We start from the raw sequence: 13,694 nt of genomic DNA on the forward strand, positions 1-13,694 counted from the left end.
GTTGACGCGCGGGCCGGGGCATGGTGCCTTGCGGCAAATCGAAAGGGGATTGCCATGAACACGGTTGAACGCAGGCGCGCCGCCCTCATGGGGGCGCTGGTGGGGGATGCCGCCAGCCTGGGCGCGCATTGGATCTATGACGTGGGCCGCATCGCCGACCTGCGCGCCGCCCACGGGGGCAGCGCCGCCTTCCTGCCGGTCGATCCGGCCCATTATGACGGTGGCGTGGGCTATTTCGCCCATGGTGCGCGCCGCCTGGGGATGCAGACGCAATATGGCGCGACCCTGGCCCTTGCCATGGCCGCGATCCAGCGCGACGGTGGATTTGACGTAGGCGCATATCAGGCTGATTTCGCCGCCTATTTCGGCGCGGGCGGGCCTTTCGTCGGGTATATCGACCGGCCCACGCGCGGCACCCTTGCCAATATCGCGGCCGAGCGCACCGACCCCTCGGGCATCGACGACGATCAGCTGCCCGCGCTGGCAACCCTGCCAGCCGTCATCGTCACCGGGCAGAACGTGGAGCAGGCCATTTGCGTGACCAACGACAATGACGTGGCCCGCGCCTATGGTGCGGTCTTTGCCGTGGCCCTTGGCGCGGTGCTGAAGGGTGCCCCCCTGGCGCAGGCCCTGCGCGATGCCGCGCCGCTGGCCGGGGAAGAGGGCGTCGAGGCGCTGATCCAGGCTCTGGACACGGAAGAACCGGATTCGACAGCTTATGGCGAGGTGACGGGCCGCGCCTGCCACCTGCCCATGGCGATGCCGCTGGCCTTTCACATCCTGGCGCGGGCGTCCTCGTTCGAAGAGGCGATCAACCGCAACATCGACGCGGGCGGCGACAGCGCGGGGCGGTCCATCGTGATCGGCGCGCTGATGGGGGCCGCCCATGGCGTCGCGACCAGAACCGGTGTGCCGCTGGCCTGGCTGCTGAAGCTCGAAGATGGGGCCGAGGCCTGGTCGCGCAGTCTGGCGCTGGCCGATCTGGCGCCGGTCGACGGCCCGTAACGCCGCGTCGCGCTGCCGCCCGCGACCGAAACGAAAAAGGGGCGCCCGGCCGGGGCGCCCCTTGTCTTGTGGCTGCCGGTCAGGATCAGCAGCTGTAGTACATCTTGAACTCGATGGGGTGGGGGGTGTGCTCGTAGGCGTAGATCTCTTCCCACTTCAGGTCCATGTAGCCTTCGATCTGGTCCTTGGTGAACACATCGCCGGCAGTCAGGAAATCCATGTCCTTCTCAAGTTCGTCCATGGCCTCGCGCAGGCTGCCGCAGACGGTGGGGATGCCGGCCAGTTCCTCGGCGGGCAGATCGTAGAGATCCTTGTCCATGGCTTCGCCCGGGTGGATCTTGTTCTTGATCCCGTCAAGGCCGGCCATCAGCAGGGCCGAGAAGCACAGATAGGGGTTGGCCGCCGGATCGGGGAAGCGGGCCTCGACACGTTTCGCCTTGGGCGATTCAGCCCACGGAATGCGCACGCAGCCCGACCGGTTGCGCGCGGAATAGGCGCGCAGCACGGGTGCCTCGAACCCGGGGATCAGCCGCTTGTAGCTGTTGGTCGTCGGGTTGGTGAAGGCGTTCAGGGCCTTGGCGTGCTTCAGGATGCCGCCGATGTAGAACAGCGCCTCGTCCGAAAGGTCGGCGTATTTGTCGCCTGCGAACAGCGGCTTGCCGTCTTTCCAGATCGACATGTTCACATGCATGCCCGACCCGTTGTCGCCCGAGATCGGCTTGGGCATGAAGGTGGCCGACTTGCCATAGGCATGGGCGACGTTCTGCACGATGTACTTGTATTTCTGAACCTCGTCCGCCTGGCGGGTGAGGGTGCCGTGAAGCAGGCCCAGTTCGTGCTGGCACGAGGCGACTTCGTGGTGGTGCTTGTCGACCTTCATACCGATGCGCTTCATGGTCGAAAGCATCTCGGCGCGGATGTCCTGGCCGTCGTCCACGGGGTTCACCGGGAAGTAACCGCCCTTCAGGCCCGGGCGGTGGCCCATGTTGCCCATTTCGTATTCGGTATCGCCGTTCCACGAACCGTCAACGGCATCCACCTGGTAGGACACCTTGTTGATGCCCACGCTGAAGCGCACGTCGTCGAAAAGGAAGAACTCGGCCTCGGGGCCCATATAGGCCGTGTCGCCGATGCCGGTGGATTTCAGGTATTCCTCGGCGTTGCGCGCGGTGCCGCGCGGGTCGCGGGCATAGCGTTCCATGGTGTCGGGTTCGCAGACCGTGCAATGGATCGCCATGGTCTTTTCGGCATAGAACGGGTCCATGTAGACGCTCTCGGTGTCCAGAACCAGTTTCATGTCCGACTGGTCGATCGACTTCCACCCGGCGATCGACGAGCCGTCGAACATGAAGCCCTCTTCGATGAAATCCTCATCGATCTGATCGGACATCACCGTGACGTGCTGCAGGTTGCCCCGCGGGTCGGTGAAACGGATGTCGACGTATTCGACATCCTCGTCCTTGATCGTCTTCAGCATGTCAGAAGTGCTCATGATGAACCTGTCCTTCGATTTTTCGATGTTGGTGTCGTGGTCGCGCGGGGCTGGCCCGGCGGGTGTTACAATGCGTCGCTTCCGGTTTCGCCGGTGCGGATGCGAACCGCCTGTTCGATGGGGGCGACGAAGATCTTGCCGTCGCCGATCTTGTCGGTCTTGGCGGCATCGACGATGGCCTCGATGGCCGAGTCGACCTGATCGTCGTCCAGCACCACCTCGATCTTCACCTTCGGCAGGAAATCGACCACATACTCGGCGCCACGGTAAAGTTCGGTGTGCCCCTTCTGGCGCCCGAACCCCTTGACCTCGAGAACGCTGAGGCCCTGAACACCGATCTCCTGCAAGGCTTCCTTCACCTCGTCCAGCTTGAAAGGCTTGATGATCGCTTCGATCTTCTTCATGGGCCGACTCCTTGATGTTGGTACCGGGTCAGACCACTTCTCACCCGGGCTCACAATTGGGTAGGGTTTGGGGCGCGGTCGGGCAAGGAGGATTCATGGTGGTTTGCACAAATTTTGTGCGTTCGGCATCGAAAGTGGGCAGAATATGAACGCTGAACCAATGTTGGGCGCCCCGTTGCTGACCAGCGACCAGATGCGCGCGGCCGAACAGGCCGCCATCGGTTCGGGCGCCGTTTCGGGCGCGCAGTTGATGGAGCGGGCGGGGCAGGGCACGGTTGAGGCCATCCTGCGCCACTGGCCAGCGCTCGCCCGCAACCCGGGGCAGGCCCTGGTGCTTTGCGGGCCGGGCAACAACGGCGGCGATGGCTATGTGATCGCCCGGCTGCTGCGGGATCGGGGGTGGTCGGTCACGGTGCGCGCCTTCGGCGATCCGGCGCGCCTTCCCCCCGACGCCCGCGCGGCACGCATTGCCTGGTTGGAGTTGGGCACGGCGCAGTCGGCCGAGGCGCCGCCCGACCTGATTGTCGATGCCATCCTGGGGATCGGCCTGACCCGCGATCTGGACGAATCCCTCGCGGCCGAGATTGCCGCGATACACGCCCTGAAGGACCGTGACGGGATGCGCCCCAGGGTCGTCGCTGTGGATGTGCCAAGCGGGCTTTGCGCCGACAGTGGCCGCAACAGGGGCAATCGCGGCTGTTACGATCTGACGGTGACCTTCCACAGCGCCAAGCCGGGCCATTACCTGGCCGACGGCCCCGAGCTTTGCGGGGCGCTGCGGGTGGTGGATATCGGCCTGCCACAGACGAACGGGCCGCAAGACGTGCTTTGCCTGACCGCGTCGCCCACCGACATGGCCAAGCGCGGGGGCGGTCACAAGTTTGGCCATGGGCATGCCCTTGTCCTGTCGGGCGGGGTGGGCCGGGGCGGTGCGGCGAGGATGGCGGCGCGGGGCGCGCTGCGGATCGGTGCCGGGCTGGTGACGCTGGGCTGCCCGCCCGCCGCAGTGATCGAGAACGCGGCGCAGTTGAACGCGGTGATGTTGGCGCGGATTGCGGATGGCGATGCGCTGGCACGCCTGCTGGACGAGGATGAGAGGATCGCGGCACTGGCGCTTGGCCCCGCCCTTGGCACCGACGGGCGCGCGCTGTCTCTTGTCCTCGCGGCGCTGAAGAGCGGACGGCGCACGGTGCTGGACGCCGACGCGCTGACCCTGCTGGCGCGCCACCCCGAGGCTCGGGCGCGGCTGCACCAAGGCTGTGTTCTGACGCCCCATGGCGGCGAATTCGCCCGGCTGTTCCCCGATCTGGCCGAACGGCTTTCTGCCGATCCGGGGCGCGGGGCGGCAGTGTCGAAACCCGAGATCATCCGCGCGGCGGCAAATCGGGTGGGCTGTACGGTTCTGTTCAAGGGCGCCGACACGGTGATTGCCGCGCCGGATGGCCAGGTGGCGCTGAACGCCGCCAGCCATGAGCGCGCCGCGCCCTGGCTGGCCACGGCGGGGGCGGGCGATGTTCTGGCCGGGTTCATCGCCGGGCTGCTGGCGCGAGGTCGGGCACCGTTCAAAGCGGCCTGCGACGGCGCCTGGCTGCACGTGGAATCTGCCCGCGCCTTCGGTCCGGGGCTGATTGCCGAGGATCTGCCCGAGGCGCTGCCGGGGGTTCTGCGCCACCTCTAGGGCGGCGCACCTGGCGGGCCGGGGCGCCTCCGGCGGGAGTATTTGGGCAAGAAAGAAACCCGGCCCGGGCGTTCAGGCCTTGAGCGGGGTGAGGCGGGCCAGCGCCTCGATCTTGTTGCGGGCGGCGCCGGAATCGATGCTTTCGCGGGCCATTTCAACGCCTTCCGGCAGGGTGTTCACCCGGTCCGCGACGATCAGCGCGGCAGCGGCGTTCAGCAGCACAGCATCGCGGTAGGCACCGGGCGCGCCGTCCAGAAGGGCGCGGAAGGCGCGGCCGTTGTCGGCGGGGCTGCCGCCCATGATCGACTCGAAGGGGTGAACCGGCAGGCCGGCATCTTCGGGGGCGATCTGGGTTTCGCTGACCGTGCCGGCATCAAGAATGGCCACCTCTGTGGGTGCGGCGATCGAGATTTCGTCGGTCCCGTCGCCGCCATGCACCAGCCAGGCTTTCTCGGCCCCCAGCGCGCCCAGGGTTTCGGCCATGGGGCGGATTACGTCAGCCGAGAAGGCGCCGGTCAGCTGGCGTTTCACCCCCGCCGGGTTGGTCAGCGGGCCGAGGATGTTGAAGATCGTGCGCGTGCCCAGCTCGGACCGGGTGGGCATGACATGGGCCGTGGCCGGGTGATGCATCGGCGCCATCATGAAGCCGATGCCGACCTCGCGCAGCGCGCGTTCCACCACCTCGGCCCCCACCATCACGTCGATGCCCATCTGCCCCAGGGCATCGGCGGCACCGGATTTCGAACTGAGGTTGCGGTTGCCATGCTTGGCCACCACGACACCGGCCCCTGCAACAACAAAGGCGGTGGCGGTGGAAATGTTCAGCGTGCCCTTGCCGTCGCCCCCGGTGCCGACGATGTCCATCGCCCCCTCGGGCGCGCGCACGGGCCGGCATTTGGCGCGCATCACGGCGGCGGCGGCGGCATATTCATCCACCGTTTCGCCCCGCGTGCGCAGGGTCATCAGGAAGCCGCCGATCTGGCTGGGCGTTGCGGCGCCGGTGAACAGCAGCGAAAATGCCTCTTCCGCCTCGGGGCGGGTCAGGGGGCGTTCGACGGCGGCGGCGATCAGGGGTTTGAGGTCCGCGCTCATGCCGGCACCGCGGTGTTTTCAAGGAAGTTGCGCAACAGGGTGTGACCATGCTGCGAAGCGATGGATTCGGGGTGGAACTGCACCCCGTGGATCGGCAGGCTGCGGTGCGACAGGCCCATGATCGTGCCGTCCTCGACCTCGGCGGTGATTTCCAGGCAGTCGGGCAGGCTGTCGCGCTCAACCGTCAGGGAATGATACCGCGTGGCGTTGAAGGGCGAGGGCAGGCCGGCAAAGACGCCGCGCCCACTGTGACGGATCACGCCCGCCTTGCCATGCACGATGTCGGGCGCGCGCACCACCTTCCCGCCGAAGGCCTGGCCGATGGTCTGATGCCCCAGGCAGACCCCCAGAAGAGGAATGCGGCTTTCCGCCGCCGCATGGGTCAGGGCCAGGCAAATTCCGGCCTTGTCGGGGTCGCAGGGGCCGGGCGACAGCAGGATCGCATCGGGGCCAAGCGCGATCGCCTCTTGCACATTCAGCGCGTCGTTGCGATGCACCCGCACATCGGCACCGAGTTCGCCGAGATAATGCACGAGATTGTAGGTGAAACTGTCGTAGTTGTCGATCAGCAGCAGCACGGGGCAGGTTCCTTCGGGCTTGGTCGGCGGTGCGGTGGGTCAAAGATGTGCCGCAGTCGCGGAGTGGTGGCAAGGGGGGTGAACCTGCCGGGGTGTCGCGGTATACATGGCCGCAGGCGCCCCCGGGGGTCAAGCGCCGTCGGCGCCTCGAGAACGGAGTATTTGGAACGTGGGTCGCGCATTTGTTTCGGGTGGATTTTGGGGGCTGGTCGTTTCGGGGCTGTGCCTGGTGGTGATCAGCCAGCAGGTCGAGCGGCGCGAGATTGCGCCCGTTCCCCCCGCAACGACGACCCCGGCACCGCTGCCCCCCGAAGCAGACCCCGCCGCGCCCGAGCCTGCCATTGCCCCCGCCGACGAGCAGGAGGTTGCCGTTTCACCCCCCGAGGCCAGCCCCGAATCCCCGTCGCCCGACGCGGTGCCCGAGACCGAATCGTCCGCCGCGGCGCCCGAGGTTCCGGAGGAGGTGGCGCCGTTGCCGGAGCTTGAGGGCGAAGCGCCCGAAGCGCCTCAGCCCCCCGAGGGCGCGGAAACCGGGGTGCCCGGGGGCGAGGTTCCGCCGACTGCGCCCGCCGATCTGCGCGACGCGGTGCCCGAGGTCGAAGAGGGGCCGGTGACGCCACCCACCCCGGCCGAGGCGCCCGAGGCCATGGCGCCCCCCGCGCAATCCGGCGAAGCGGCCCCCCGGCGTCCGGGCGGCGAAGGGCCGGTTGCGCCGGGCGAGGGCGGCGAAGGTTTGCCCCGGCCCGATGAAAACGCAGACCTTCCGGTGGTGGATGGCCCGCCCGAGGCGCTGCCACCCGCACCCGGGCCGGTTCTGGTGGCCCAAGCACCCTCGGGGCCGCTTGCTCCGCAGGATGGCGTGCCGCCCCGTCGTCCCGCCGACACCGACACGCCGCAGCAGGGCGCGGGCCCCGATGCCCCGGGCGGGCCGGGGCCGGTGAACGCGGATCAGGCCAGCATTGACGTGCGCCCGCCCGCAGCCGCGCAACCCGAGACGCCCGATGTGGCACCGCCCCCGCAGGATGTGCTGCCGGAAGACATGCCCCCGGCGGCGCCGCTTCTGGCCCAACGGGACGAGGCCGGCGAAGTGCCCGCGCCGGTGCCCGCCCCGCCCGCCCTGGCCGAGACGCCCGAACAGGCCGGGCAGCCGGCCCCCGATGCCGCCCTGGAAAAGCCCGCGCTGGCCGAGGCGCCGACCCCGTCGGAGGTGCCGGATCTGCCCGTCGCCCGGGCCGATGCGGGCCAGCTTCCCGTCAACGGCGAGGACGACCCCGAAGCGCGGGCCGAGCCCGAGCCCGAGGTGATCACCGACCGCCTGCCGCGTATCGGCGACGCCCCCGAAGAGCCCGAGGCCGAGCCGGAGCAGGTGGAAGAGGTGCTTACCGAGGATGCGCTGAGCCGCAACGCCGTGGCCTTCGACAACCCCGATGGCCGGCCCATCGTTTCGGTCGTACTGCTGGATGAGGGCGGCCCCGAGGTGAAGCTGCCGGTGACCTTCAGCATCGCCATCGACGCCGCCGCCCCCGATGCGGGCGAACGTGCGGCGCGCTATCGCGCCGCCGGAACCGAGGTGGTCCTTATCCCGCCACTGCCCGAGGGCGCGCAGCCTTCGGATGTGGCGGTGGCCATGCAGGATGTGCTGGCGCGCATGCCCCAGGCCGTGGCGTTGATGGACACGCCCCAGGGCAAGGTGCAGGGCAACCGCGAGGCGCTGGGGCAGCTTGTGGGCATCCTGGCCGAGACCGGCCACGGCTTTGTCACCTTTCCCAAGGGGCTGAACACGGCCCAGCAGGTGGCGGCACGGGCCGGGGTCACCTCGGCGCTGGTGTTCCGCCAGATTGATGGCGAGGGGCAGGATCTTCGGGCGGTGAAGCGGTTCCTTGACCAGGCGGCCTTCCGTGCCCGGCAGGAAAACGCCGTGATCCTGGTGGGGCGCAACCGGCCCGATACCCTGGCGGCGCTGGCCGAATGGGCGCTTGGCAACCGGGCGGCCAGCGTGGCGCTGGCGCCGGTCTCGGCGGCGCTGAAAGTGTTGGAGCCCTGAGCGATGAACTGCTGCCCCCTCGGGGCAGGGTGGCCGGGCTGACCGAGAAACGATTGACCCGCCGGCAAACGCGGTTGCCATGACCAGCACATCAGCCACCGCATCGTCGCCTCCCGGCAGGGTGCGCTCTTCAGGCTCCATGGGCAGGAGCAGGGCGCAGTTAGGTTGTCGGCGTTCGGGCTGTGGCCGTCCCGCGATTCCCTTGCCGTAGGCCACGCGATCTGGACGGCCCCACCCTGGGCCATCCTTGCGCCGGAACCGACAAGACCACCATGTCACCGCCCCGGTCGGCCCGGCGCCCGGGTTTTCGACGATGCAGGAATGCAGGGGGCAAGTTTGGCGCGCAGGCTGATCGGATTGTGTCGAAAATCCCGCGCCCGGGATTGTCTGTGCTCGACCATACTTAGGCACGCCCGGCCCACCTGACGGCGGGCGAAAGAAAACGCCGGTGAAGGCAGCAGGCCAACGCGCCTGTAGCCCCGGAATGGCAGAGCCATCCGGGGCGGGCGGTGTCAGGTGTCAGCCCGCCGTCATCTGGTTGTGCTTGCGGGCGATGAAGGCCTTGGCCGTTTCGACCGTGACGGCGGCGTCGCGGCAATAGGCGTCGGCGCCGATGGCCTTGCCGAACTCCTCGTTCAGGGGGGCGCCGCCCACCAGCACGATGTAATCATCGCGCTTGCCCTCGGCGACCAGCGTGTCGATCACCACCTTCATGTAGGGCATGGTTGTGGTCAGCAGGGCCGACATGCCCAGGATATCGGGCTTTTCGCTTTCCAGTGCGGCCATGTATTTTTCGACGGCGTTGTTGATGCCAAGGTCGATCACCTCGAACCCGGCCCCCTCCATCATCATGGCGACAAGGTTCTTGCCGATGTCGTGGATGTCGCCCTTGACGGTGCCGATCACCATCTTGCCCATGCGCGGCGCGCCGGTTTCGATCAGCAGCGGCTTGAGGATGAACATGCCGCCCTTCATGGCATTGGCGGCCAGAAGCACCTCGGGGACGAAAAGGATGCCGTCGCGGAAATCGTGCCCGACCACGGTCATGCCCGCGACAAGCGCCTTGGTCAGGATGTCATAGGGTTGCCAGCCGCGTTCGAGAAGGATGTTCACGCCTTCCTCGATCTCTTCCTTCATGCCATCGTACAGATCGTCCTGCATTTGCAGAACCAGTTCGTCATCGGGCAGATCGGCCAGGATGATCTCTTCGTCTTCGGCCATGGTGTTTCCTCCTGGGCGCGTGTCAGGCGCGGTGCTGGTTTCGGTTGTAGGGGCAAAGCGTCGCGCCCCACGCGGCGGATTGCGACGCTGGCGGTGCGATGACCGACGCGAACGCGATGAAGGGCTGGTCAGTGTTCCTGTTACGTTCTAATCTGGCGTCATGAATCACGACCACGATCAGACTGTTTCGCCCGAGCGGCGCAAGGGGCGGGGCGCGGCCTTCGATCCGGCCGTGCGGTTCGATCCCTATGTCCGCACCACCGAACCCGACGGTTGGGAGAGGGAGGATGATCTGCCGCCGCTGCGCACCACGGTCAGCACCGAGGTGCCGCGCCGGGTGATCTCGCGCAATACCTCGCCCGACATCTCGTTCGATCGGTCGATCAACCCATATCGGGGGTGCGAACATGGCTGCATCTATTGTTTCGCCCGCCCCAGCCACGCCTATCTTGGCATGTCGGCGGGGCTGGAGTTCGAGACGCGGCTGATTGCCCGGCCCAAGGCGCCCGAGCGTCTGGCGCGCGAACTCTCGTCGCCGCGCTATCGGGTGGCGCCCATTGCCATCGGCACCAATACCGACCCCTATCAACCCATCGAACGCGACCGCAAGATCATGCGCCGGGTGCTTGAGGTGCTGTCCGAGTTCCGCCACCCGGTGACGGTGGCCACCAAGGGCACGCTGGTGGAACGCGACGCCGATATCCTGGGCGAAATGGGGCAGGCCGGGCTGGCGCGCGTGGGCATATCGATCACCACGCTTGACCGCGACATGGCGCGGCGGCTGGAACCCCGGGTGCCATCGCCCGCGCGCCGCCTGAAGGCGATCGAGACCCTGGCACGTGCCGGGGTGCCGGTGCGCGTGATGGTGTCGCCGGTCATTCCCGGGCTCAGCGACCCCGAGATCGAATCCATCCTGGGGGCCGCGCGCGATGCCGGGGCGGTGGCGGCCAGCTGGATCATGCTGCGGCTGCCCTACGAGGTGTCGCCGCTGTTTGTGGCCTGGCTGCGCGAACATTACCCCGCCCGTACCGGCAAGATCATGTCGCGCCTGCGCGAGATGCATGGCGGCAAGGAATACAGCGCCACCTGGCATCACCGGATGCGCGGCGAGGGACCCCATGCCGAGATGATCGGCAAGCGGTTCGACCTGGCCTGTGCGCGGCTGGGGCTGGATGCCACCTTGCCGCCCCTGCGAAACGACCTGTTTCATGTGCCACCCCGCCCGGGTGACCAGCTGTCGCTGTTCTGAGCCTTTTGCGCCAGTGCCTGCACCGTGTTGCGGTTGCGCAGGGTGCCGCGGGCGAAGGCGGGCAGCGACAGGCGCGAGGTGCCCATGCCCGAGGGATAGTGGATGACGATATGATCCTGGCACAGCGCGATGTCCTCATCTCTCTGGCCTTTGGCCAGACGATCTTCGGATCTTGCCGCATCGGGTAGGAACAGCACGCCGACCTTGCCGCCCGGGGCATCGCCAAAGGGCAGGGTATCGGCCAGGGCCGCCATTTCAGTGCCGCTGCGCAGGATGACGCCCGGAGACCGGCCCATGAGGCCGGCCAGCCCGTCATCGAGAGAAGCGATCAGGCTGTCGCGCGGCAGATCGGATGAAAACAGCAGGTTGCCGGTGGCAAGATGGGTCTGCGCCCCGCCAAGGCCCAGCCCATCGGCCAGGGCGCGCAGGTCGGCCATTGCCAGCTTGCCGGTTCCGCCGACGTTGACCGCGCGCAGCAGGGCGATCCAGACGGTCATCGGTCAGCTGCGCCGACGGCCGCGCCGTTCGCGCGTCGGACCGGCCGAGTCGCCGGTTCCGTCGCTGGGCGAGGAAAAGCCGCCAAGACGCTCGGTGATCTGTTCCAGCGTCGGGCGGGTGCCGGTGGGCCGGGAATCGAGCGCGGCGCGCATGTGGCGCAGGTGTTCGGGCGTCGTGCCGCAGCAGCCCCCGATGATCCGCGCGCCGCAATCGCGGGCCAGCACGGCATAATCGGCCATCAGTTCGGGGGTGCCGTCGTAATGGATGTGGCCGGCCTGGAATTTCGGGATGCCGGCATTGCCCTTGGCGATCAGGGGGCGTTCGCTTCCGGCGGCGGCAAAGCCCAGAACGGTGCGCAGCAGGTCCGAGGCACCGACGCCGCAATTGGCGCCGAAAGCCAAGGGTTTGCTGCCCTTGATCGCCTCGACCATGTCGACCATGCCGGCGCTGGTGACGCCCATCATGGTGCGCCCGGCGGTGTCAAAGCTCATGGTGCCGCACCAGGGAATGCCCGCCAGGTCGGCAGCCACGCCGGCGGCGCGGTATTCTTCCGGCGCGCTGATCGTTTCCACCCAGACGACATCTGCACCGCCTTCCTTCAGGCCCTCGCATTGTTCGTGGAACATCTCGACCGCAAGATCGAAGGTGAGGGTGCCCATCGGCTCCATGATGTCGCCGGTGGGGCCGATCGACCCGGCGACGATGACCTGGCGCCCGGCGGCATCGGCCACCTCGCGGCCCAGTTCGGCCCCGGCGCGGTTGAATTCGCGCACCCGGGACTGCGCATCGTGCAGTTTCAGGCGCGAGGCATTGCCGCCGAAGGTGTTGGTGAGAAACAGATCGCTGCCCGCTTCGACCGGCCCGCGATAGAGGGTGCGGATCCTGTCGGGGTGATCGACGTTCCAGAATTCCGGTGCATCGCCCGACTGCAGCCCCATGTTGAACAGGTTCGTGCCGGTTGCGCCATCCGCAAGGATGTACGGCTTGTCGGCAAGCATTTTGGACAGGGCATCGGTCATTGAGAGAGCTTTCGGGCTAAAGGCGTTGCGACCTGTTGCCACGGAACGCAGACAGGCGCAAATGCAGAAGGCTCATGATGATCATGCGCCCGAGGGCATGTTCACCGTCAGGGGGCGCCGCGCGGCCCGCGAGGGCGCGCGACGCAGAGACGCCTAGAGTTCGCTCATCAACTGGGCCTTGGCCTCGGCCATCAGGCTGTTCATCTTGGCGCGGATCGTCGCCTCGTCGGCCTTGTTGCCAAGATCGCCGGAAACCTTGCGATAGACATCCTCGTCGCCGGCTTCCTCGAAATCCGAGTTGATGACCTCGCGGGCGTAGGCATCGGCGTCTTCGCCGGTCTTGCCCATCAGTTCCGCCGCCCAGAGACCCAGAAGCTTGTTGCGGCGCGCCTCGGCCTTGAACTGCATCTGCGCGTCATGGGCGAACTTGTTTTCGAATGCGTCCTTGCGGTCGTCGAACTGGGCCATCGGTCATTCCTTTGTACAGAGGCGCCTTGCGCCGGTGATATGTCCGATATGCCCACGGCGGGCGGCTGGGGCAAGAGGGTGTTCTTGCCGGGGGGGGCGGATTGCCCTATAGGCAGGGGAAATGCGCGGGGGGTCACCCCCTGCGCCCCTTTTCGTTTCTGGAGCGTCCCATGGCCCGTCGCAAGAAGATCTACGAAGGCAAAGCCAAAATCATGTATGAAGGGCCGGAACCGGGCACCATGGTTCAGTATTTCAAGGATGACGCCACCGCGTTCAATGCCGAGAAGAAGGCCGTGATCGAGGGCAAGGGCGTTCTGAACAACCGGCTGTCGGAATTCTTCATGACCGGGCTGACCCAGATCGGCGTTCCGAACCATTTCATCAAGCGCCTGAACATGCGAGAGCAGCTGATCCGCAGCGTCGAGATCATTCCGCTTGAGGTGATCGTGCGCAACTTCGCCGCCGGTTCCATGTGCAAGCGGCTGGGCATGAGCGAGGGCACGCCGATGCCCCGGCCCATCGTCGAATTCTGCTACAAGGACGACGCCCTGGGCGATCCGCTGGTCAGCGAGGAACATATCATCGCCTTCGGTTGGGCCAGTCAGCAGGATCTGGACGACATGATCTCGCTTGCGCTGCGGGTGAACGATTTCATGTCCGGCGTCATGCTGGCCGTCGGGATCAAGCTGGTGGATTTCAAGATCGAGATCGGCCGCATCTGGGAGAACGATTTCCACCGCCTGATCGTGGCAGACGAGATTTCGCCCGACAGCTGCCGGCTCTGGGATATCGAGACCGGTCAGAAGCTGGACAAGGACGTGTTCCGCCGCGACCTGGGCAACCTGACCGATGCCTATACCGAGGTGGCCCGACGGCTGGGCGTTCTGCCCACCAATGTCACCCACGCGCCCAAACCGACGCTGATCAACTGATCCGGCGTCGCGCA

13 protein-coding genes are annotated in these 13,694 nt (G+C 67.2%); 5 read left to right on the forward strand and 8 right to left on the reverse strand.

All coding sequences use genetic code 11. The features are described from left to right. Nucleotides 1-54: 54 nt before the first annotated feature. Nucleotides 55-1,005 (forward strand): ADP-ribosylglycohydrolase family protein, encoded by a 951-nt coding sequence (locus H7828_RS08835; protein ID WP_226780652.1) that lies wholly within the window; start codon nt 55-57, stop codon nt 1,003-1,005. Nucleotides 1,006-1,090: 85 nt separating this feature from the next. On the opposite strand, the gene glnA is transcribed toward H7828_RS08835, so the two are convergent. Together glnA and H7828_RS08845 are read right to left on the reverse strand one after the other, a co-directional pair. Continuing rightward, nucleotides 1,091-2,497: a type I glutamate--ammonia ligase gene (gene glnA / locus H7828_RS08840; protein ID WP_226780653.1), complete on the reverse strand. Its 1,407-nt coding sequence runs from the start codon at nt 2,495-2,497 to the stop codon at nt 1,091-1,093. Nucleotides 2,498-2,562: 65 nt separating this feature from the next. Next, nucleotides 2,563-2,901: a P-II family nitrogen regulator gene (locus H7828_RS08845; RefSeq protein WP_226780654.1), complete on the reverse strand. Its 339-nt coding sequence runs from the start codon at nt 2,899-2,901 to the stop codon at nt 2,563-2,565. 145 nt (nt 2,902-3,046) lie between these two features. Here H7828_RS08845 and H7828_RS08850 point away from each other — a divergent pair, with 145 nt between their 5' ends. After that, nucleotides 3,047-4,579, forward strand: coding sequence for an NAD(P)H-hydrate dehydratase (locus tag H7828_RS08850; RefSeq protein ID WP_226780655.1), 1,533 nt, complete (start codon nt 3,047-3,049; stop codon nt 4,577-4,579). Nucleotides 4,580-4,651: 72 nt separating this feature from the next. On the opposite strand, the gene trpD is transcribed toward H7828_RS08850, so the two are convergent. Together trpD and H7828_RS08860 are read right to left on the reverse strand one after the other, a co-directional pair. Beyond that, nucleotides 4,652-5,671 (reverse strand): anthranilate phosphoribosyltransferase, encoded by a 1,020-nt coding sequence (trpD, locus tag H7828_RS08855; RefSeq protein ID WP_226780656.1) that lies wholly within the window; start codon nt 5,669-5,671, stop codon nt 4,652-4,654. After that, entirely contained in the window at nt 5,668-6,249 is a 582-nt protein-coding gene (locus H7828_RS08860) for an anthranilate synthase component II (RefSeq protein ID WP_226780657.1), read from the reverse strand. The genes trpD and H7828_RS08860 overlap by 4 nt, the downstream gene beginning before the upstream one ends. 169 nt (nt 6,250-6,418) lie before the next feature. On the opposite strand from H7828_RS08860, the gene H7828_RS22935 reads away from it, so the two are divergent. Then, complete coding sequence (locus tag H7828_RS22935; protein ID WP_226780658.1) at nt 6,419-8,293, forward strand: divergent polysaccharide deacetylase family protein; 1,875 nt, start codon at nt 6,419-6,421, stop codon at nt 8,291-8,293. A 519-nt stretch (nt 8,294-8,812) separates the two neighbouring features. Here the strand turns inward: H7828_RS22935 and H7828_RS08870 are convergent. Then, nucleotides 8,813-9,514 carry a corrinoid protein gene (locus tag H7828_RS08870; RefSeq protein ID WP_226780659.1) on the reverse strand — a complete coding sequence of 234 codons (702 nt, stop codon included), beginning with the start codon at nt 9,512-9,514 and terminating at the stop codon, nt 8,813-8,815. Between the two features lie 160 nt (nt 9,515-9,674). Between H7828_RS08870 and H7828_RS08875 the strand changes: the two genes are divergently transcribed. After that, complete coding sequence (locus tag H7828_RS08875) at nt 9,675-10,763, forward strand: PA0069 family radical SAM protein (RefSeq protein ID WP_226780660.1); 1,089 nt, start codon at nt 9,675-9,677, stop codon at nt 10,761-10,763. On the opposite strand, the gene H7828_RS08880 is transcribed toward H7828_RS08875, so the two are convergent. From H7828_RS08880 to H7828_RS08890, 3 genes are all read right to left on the reverse strand, one after another. Next, nucleotides 10,721-11,260 carry a DUF1697 domain-containing protein gene (locus tag H7828_RS08880; RefSeq protein WP_226780661.1) on the reverse strand — a complete coding sequence of 180 codons (540 nt, stop codon included), beginning with the start codon at nt 11,258-11,260 and terminating at the stop codon, nt 10,721-10,723. The genes H7828_RS08875 and H7828_RS08880 overlap by 43 nt on opposite strands. Nucleotides 11,261-11,263: 3 nt before the next feature. Next, nucleotides 11,264-12,280: a betaine--homocysteine S-methyltransferase gene (gene bmt / locus H7828_RS08885; protein ID WP_226780662.1), complete on the reverse strand. Its 1,017-nt coding sequence runs from the start codon at nt 12,278-12,280 to the stop codon at nt 11,264-11,266. A gap of 153 nt (nt 12,281-12,433) precedes the next feature. Continuing rightward, nucleotides 12,434-12,748: a DUF1476 domain-containing protein gene (locus tag H7828_RS08890; RefSeq protein WP_226780663.1), complete on the reverse strand. Its 315-nt coding sequence runs from the start codon at nt 12,746-12,748 to the stop codon at nt 12,434-12,436. Nucleotides 12,749-12,918: 170 nt separating this feature from the next. Between H7828_RS08890 and purC the strand changes: the two genes are divergently transcribed. Further along, nucleotides 12,919-13,680 (forward strand): phosphoribosylaminoimidazolesuccinocarboxamide synthase, encoded by a 762-nt coding sequence (purC, locus tag H7828_RS08895; RefSeq protein WP_226780664.1) that lies wholly within the window; start codon nt 12,919-12,921, stop codon nt 13,678-13,680. The last annotated feature ends 14 nt before the right edge of the window (nt 13,681-13,694 follow it).

The sequence above is a fragment of the Oceaniglobus trochenteri genome (assembly GCF_020529025.1).
Lineage (GTDB): Bacteria > Pseudomonadota > Alphaproteobacteria > Rhodobacterales > Rhodobacteraceae > Oceaniglobus > Oceaniglobus trochenteri.

What these genes read in the sequence shown, in the direction of transcription:
- H7828_RS08850 (WP_226780655.1), top strand. Translation starts at nt 3,047, where the DNA reads ATGAACGCTGAACCAATGTTGGGCGCCCCGTTGCTGACCAGCGACCAG.
- glnA (WP_226780653.1), bottom strand. Translation starts at nt 2,497, where the DNA reads ATGAGCACTTCTGACATGCTGAAGACGATCAAGGACGAGGATGTCGAA.
- H7828_RS08890 (WP_226780663.1), bottom strand. Translation starts at nt 12,748, where the DNA reads ATGGCCCAGTTCGACGACCGCAAGGACGCATTCGAAAACAAGTTCGCC.
- trpD (WP_226780656.1), bottom strand. Translation starts at nt 5,671, where the DNA reads ATGAGCGCGGACCTCAAACCCCTGATCGCCGCCGCCGTCGAACGCCCC.
- H7828_RS08880 (WP_226780661.1), bottom strand. Translation starts at nt 11,260, where the DNA reads ATGACCGTCTGGATCGCCCTGCTGCGCGCGGTCAACGTCGGCGGAACC.
- bmt (WP_226780662.1), bottom strand. Translation starts at nt 12,280, where the DNA reads ATGACCGATGCCCTGTCCAAAATGCTTGCCGACAAGCCGTACATCCTT.
- H7828_RS08870 (WP_226780659.1), bottom strand. Translation starts at nt 9,514, where the DNA reads ATGGCCGAAGACGAAGAGATCATCCTGGCCGATCTGCCCGATGACGAA.
- H7828_RS08835 (WP_226780652.1), top strand. Translation starts at nt 55, where the DNA reads ATGAACACGGTTGAACGCAGGCGCGCCGCCCTCATGGGGGCGCTGGTG.
- H7828_RS08875 (WP_226780660.1), top strand. Translation starts at nt 9,675, where the DNA reads ATGAATCACGACCACGATCAGACTGTTTCGCCCGAGCGGCGCAAGGGG.
- purC (WP_226780664.1), top strand. Translation starts at nt 12,919, where the DNA reads ATGGCCCGTCGCAAGAAGATCTACGAAGGCAAAGCCAAAATCATGTAT.
- H7828_RS08845 (WP_226780654.1), bottom strand. Translation starts at nt 2,901, where the DNA reads ATGAAGAAGATCGAAGCGATCATCAAGCCTTTCAAGCTGGACGAGGTG.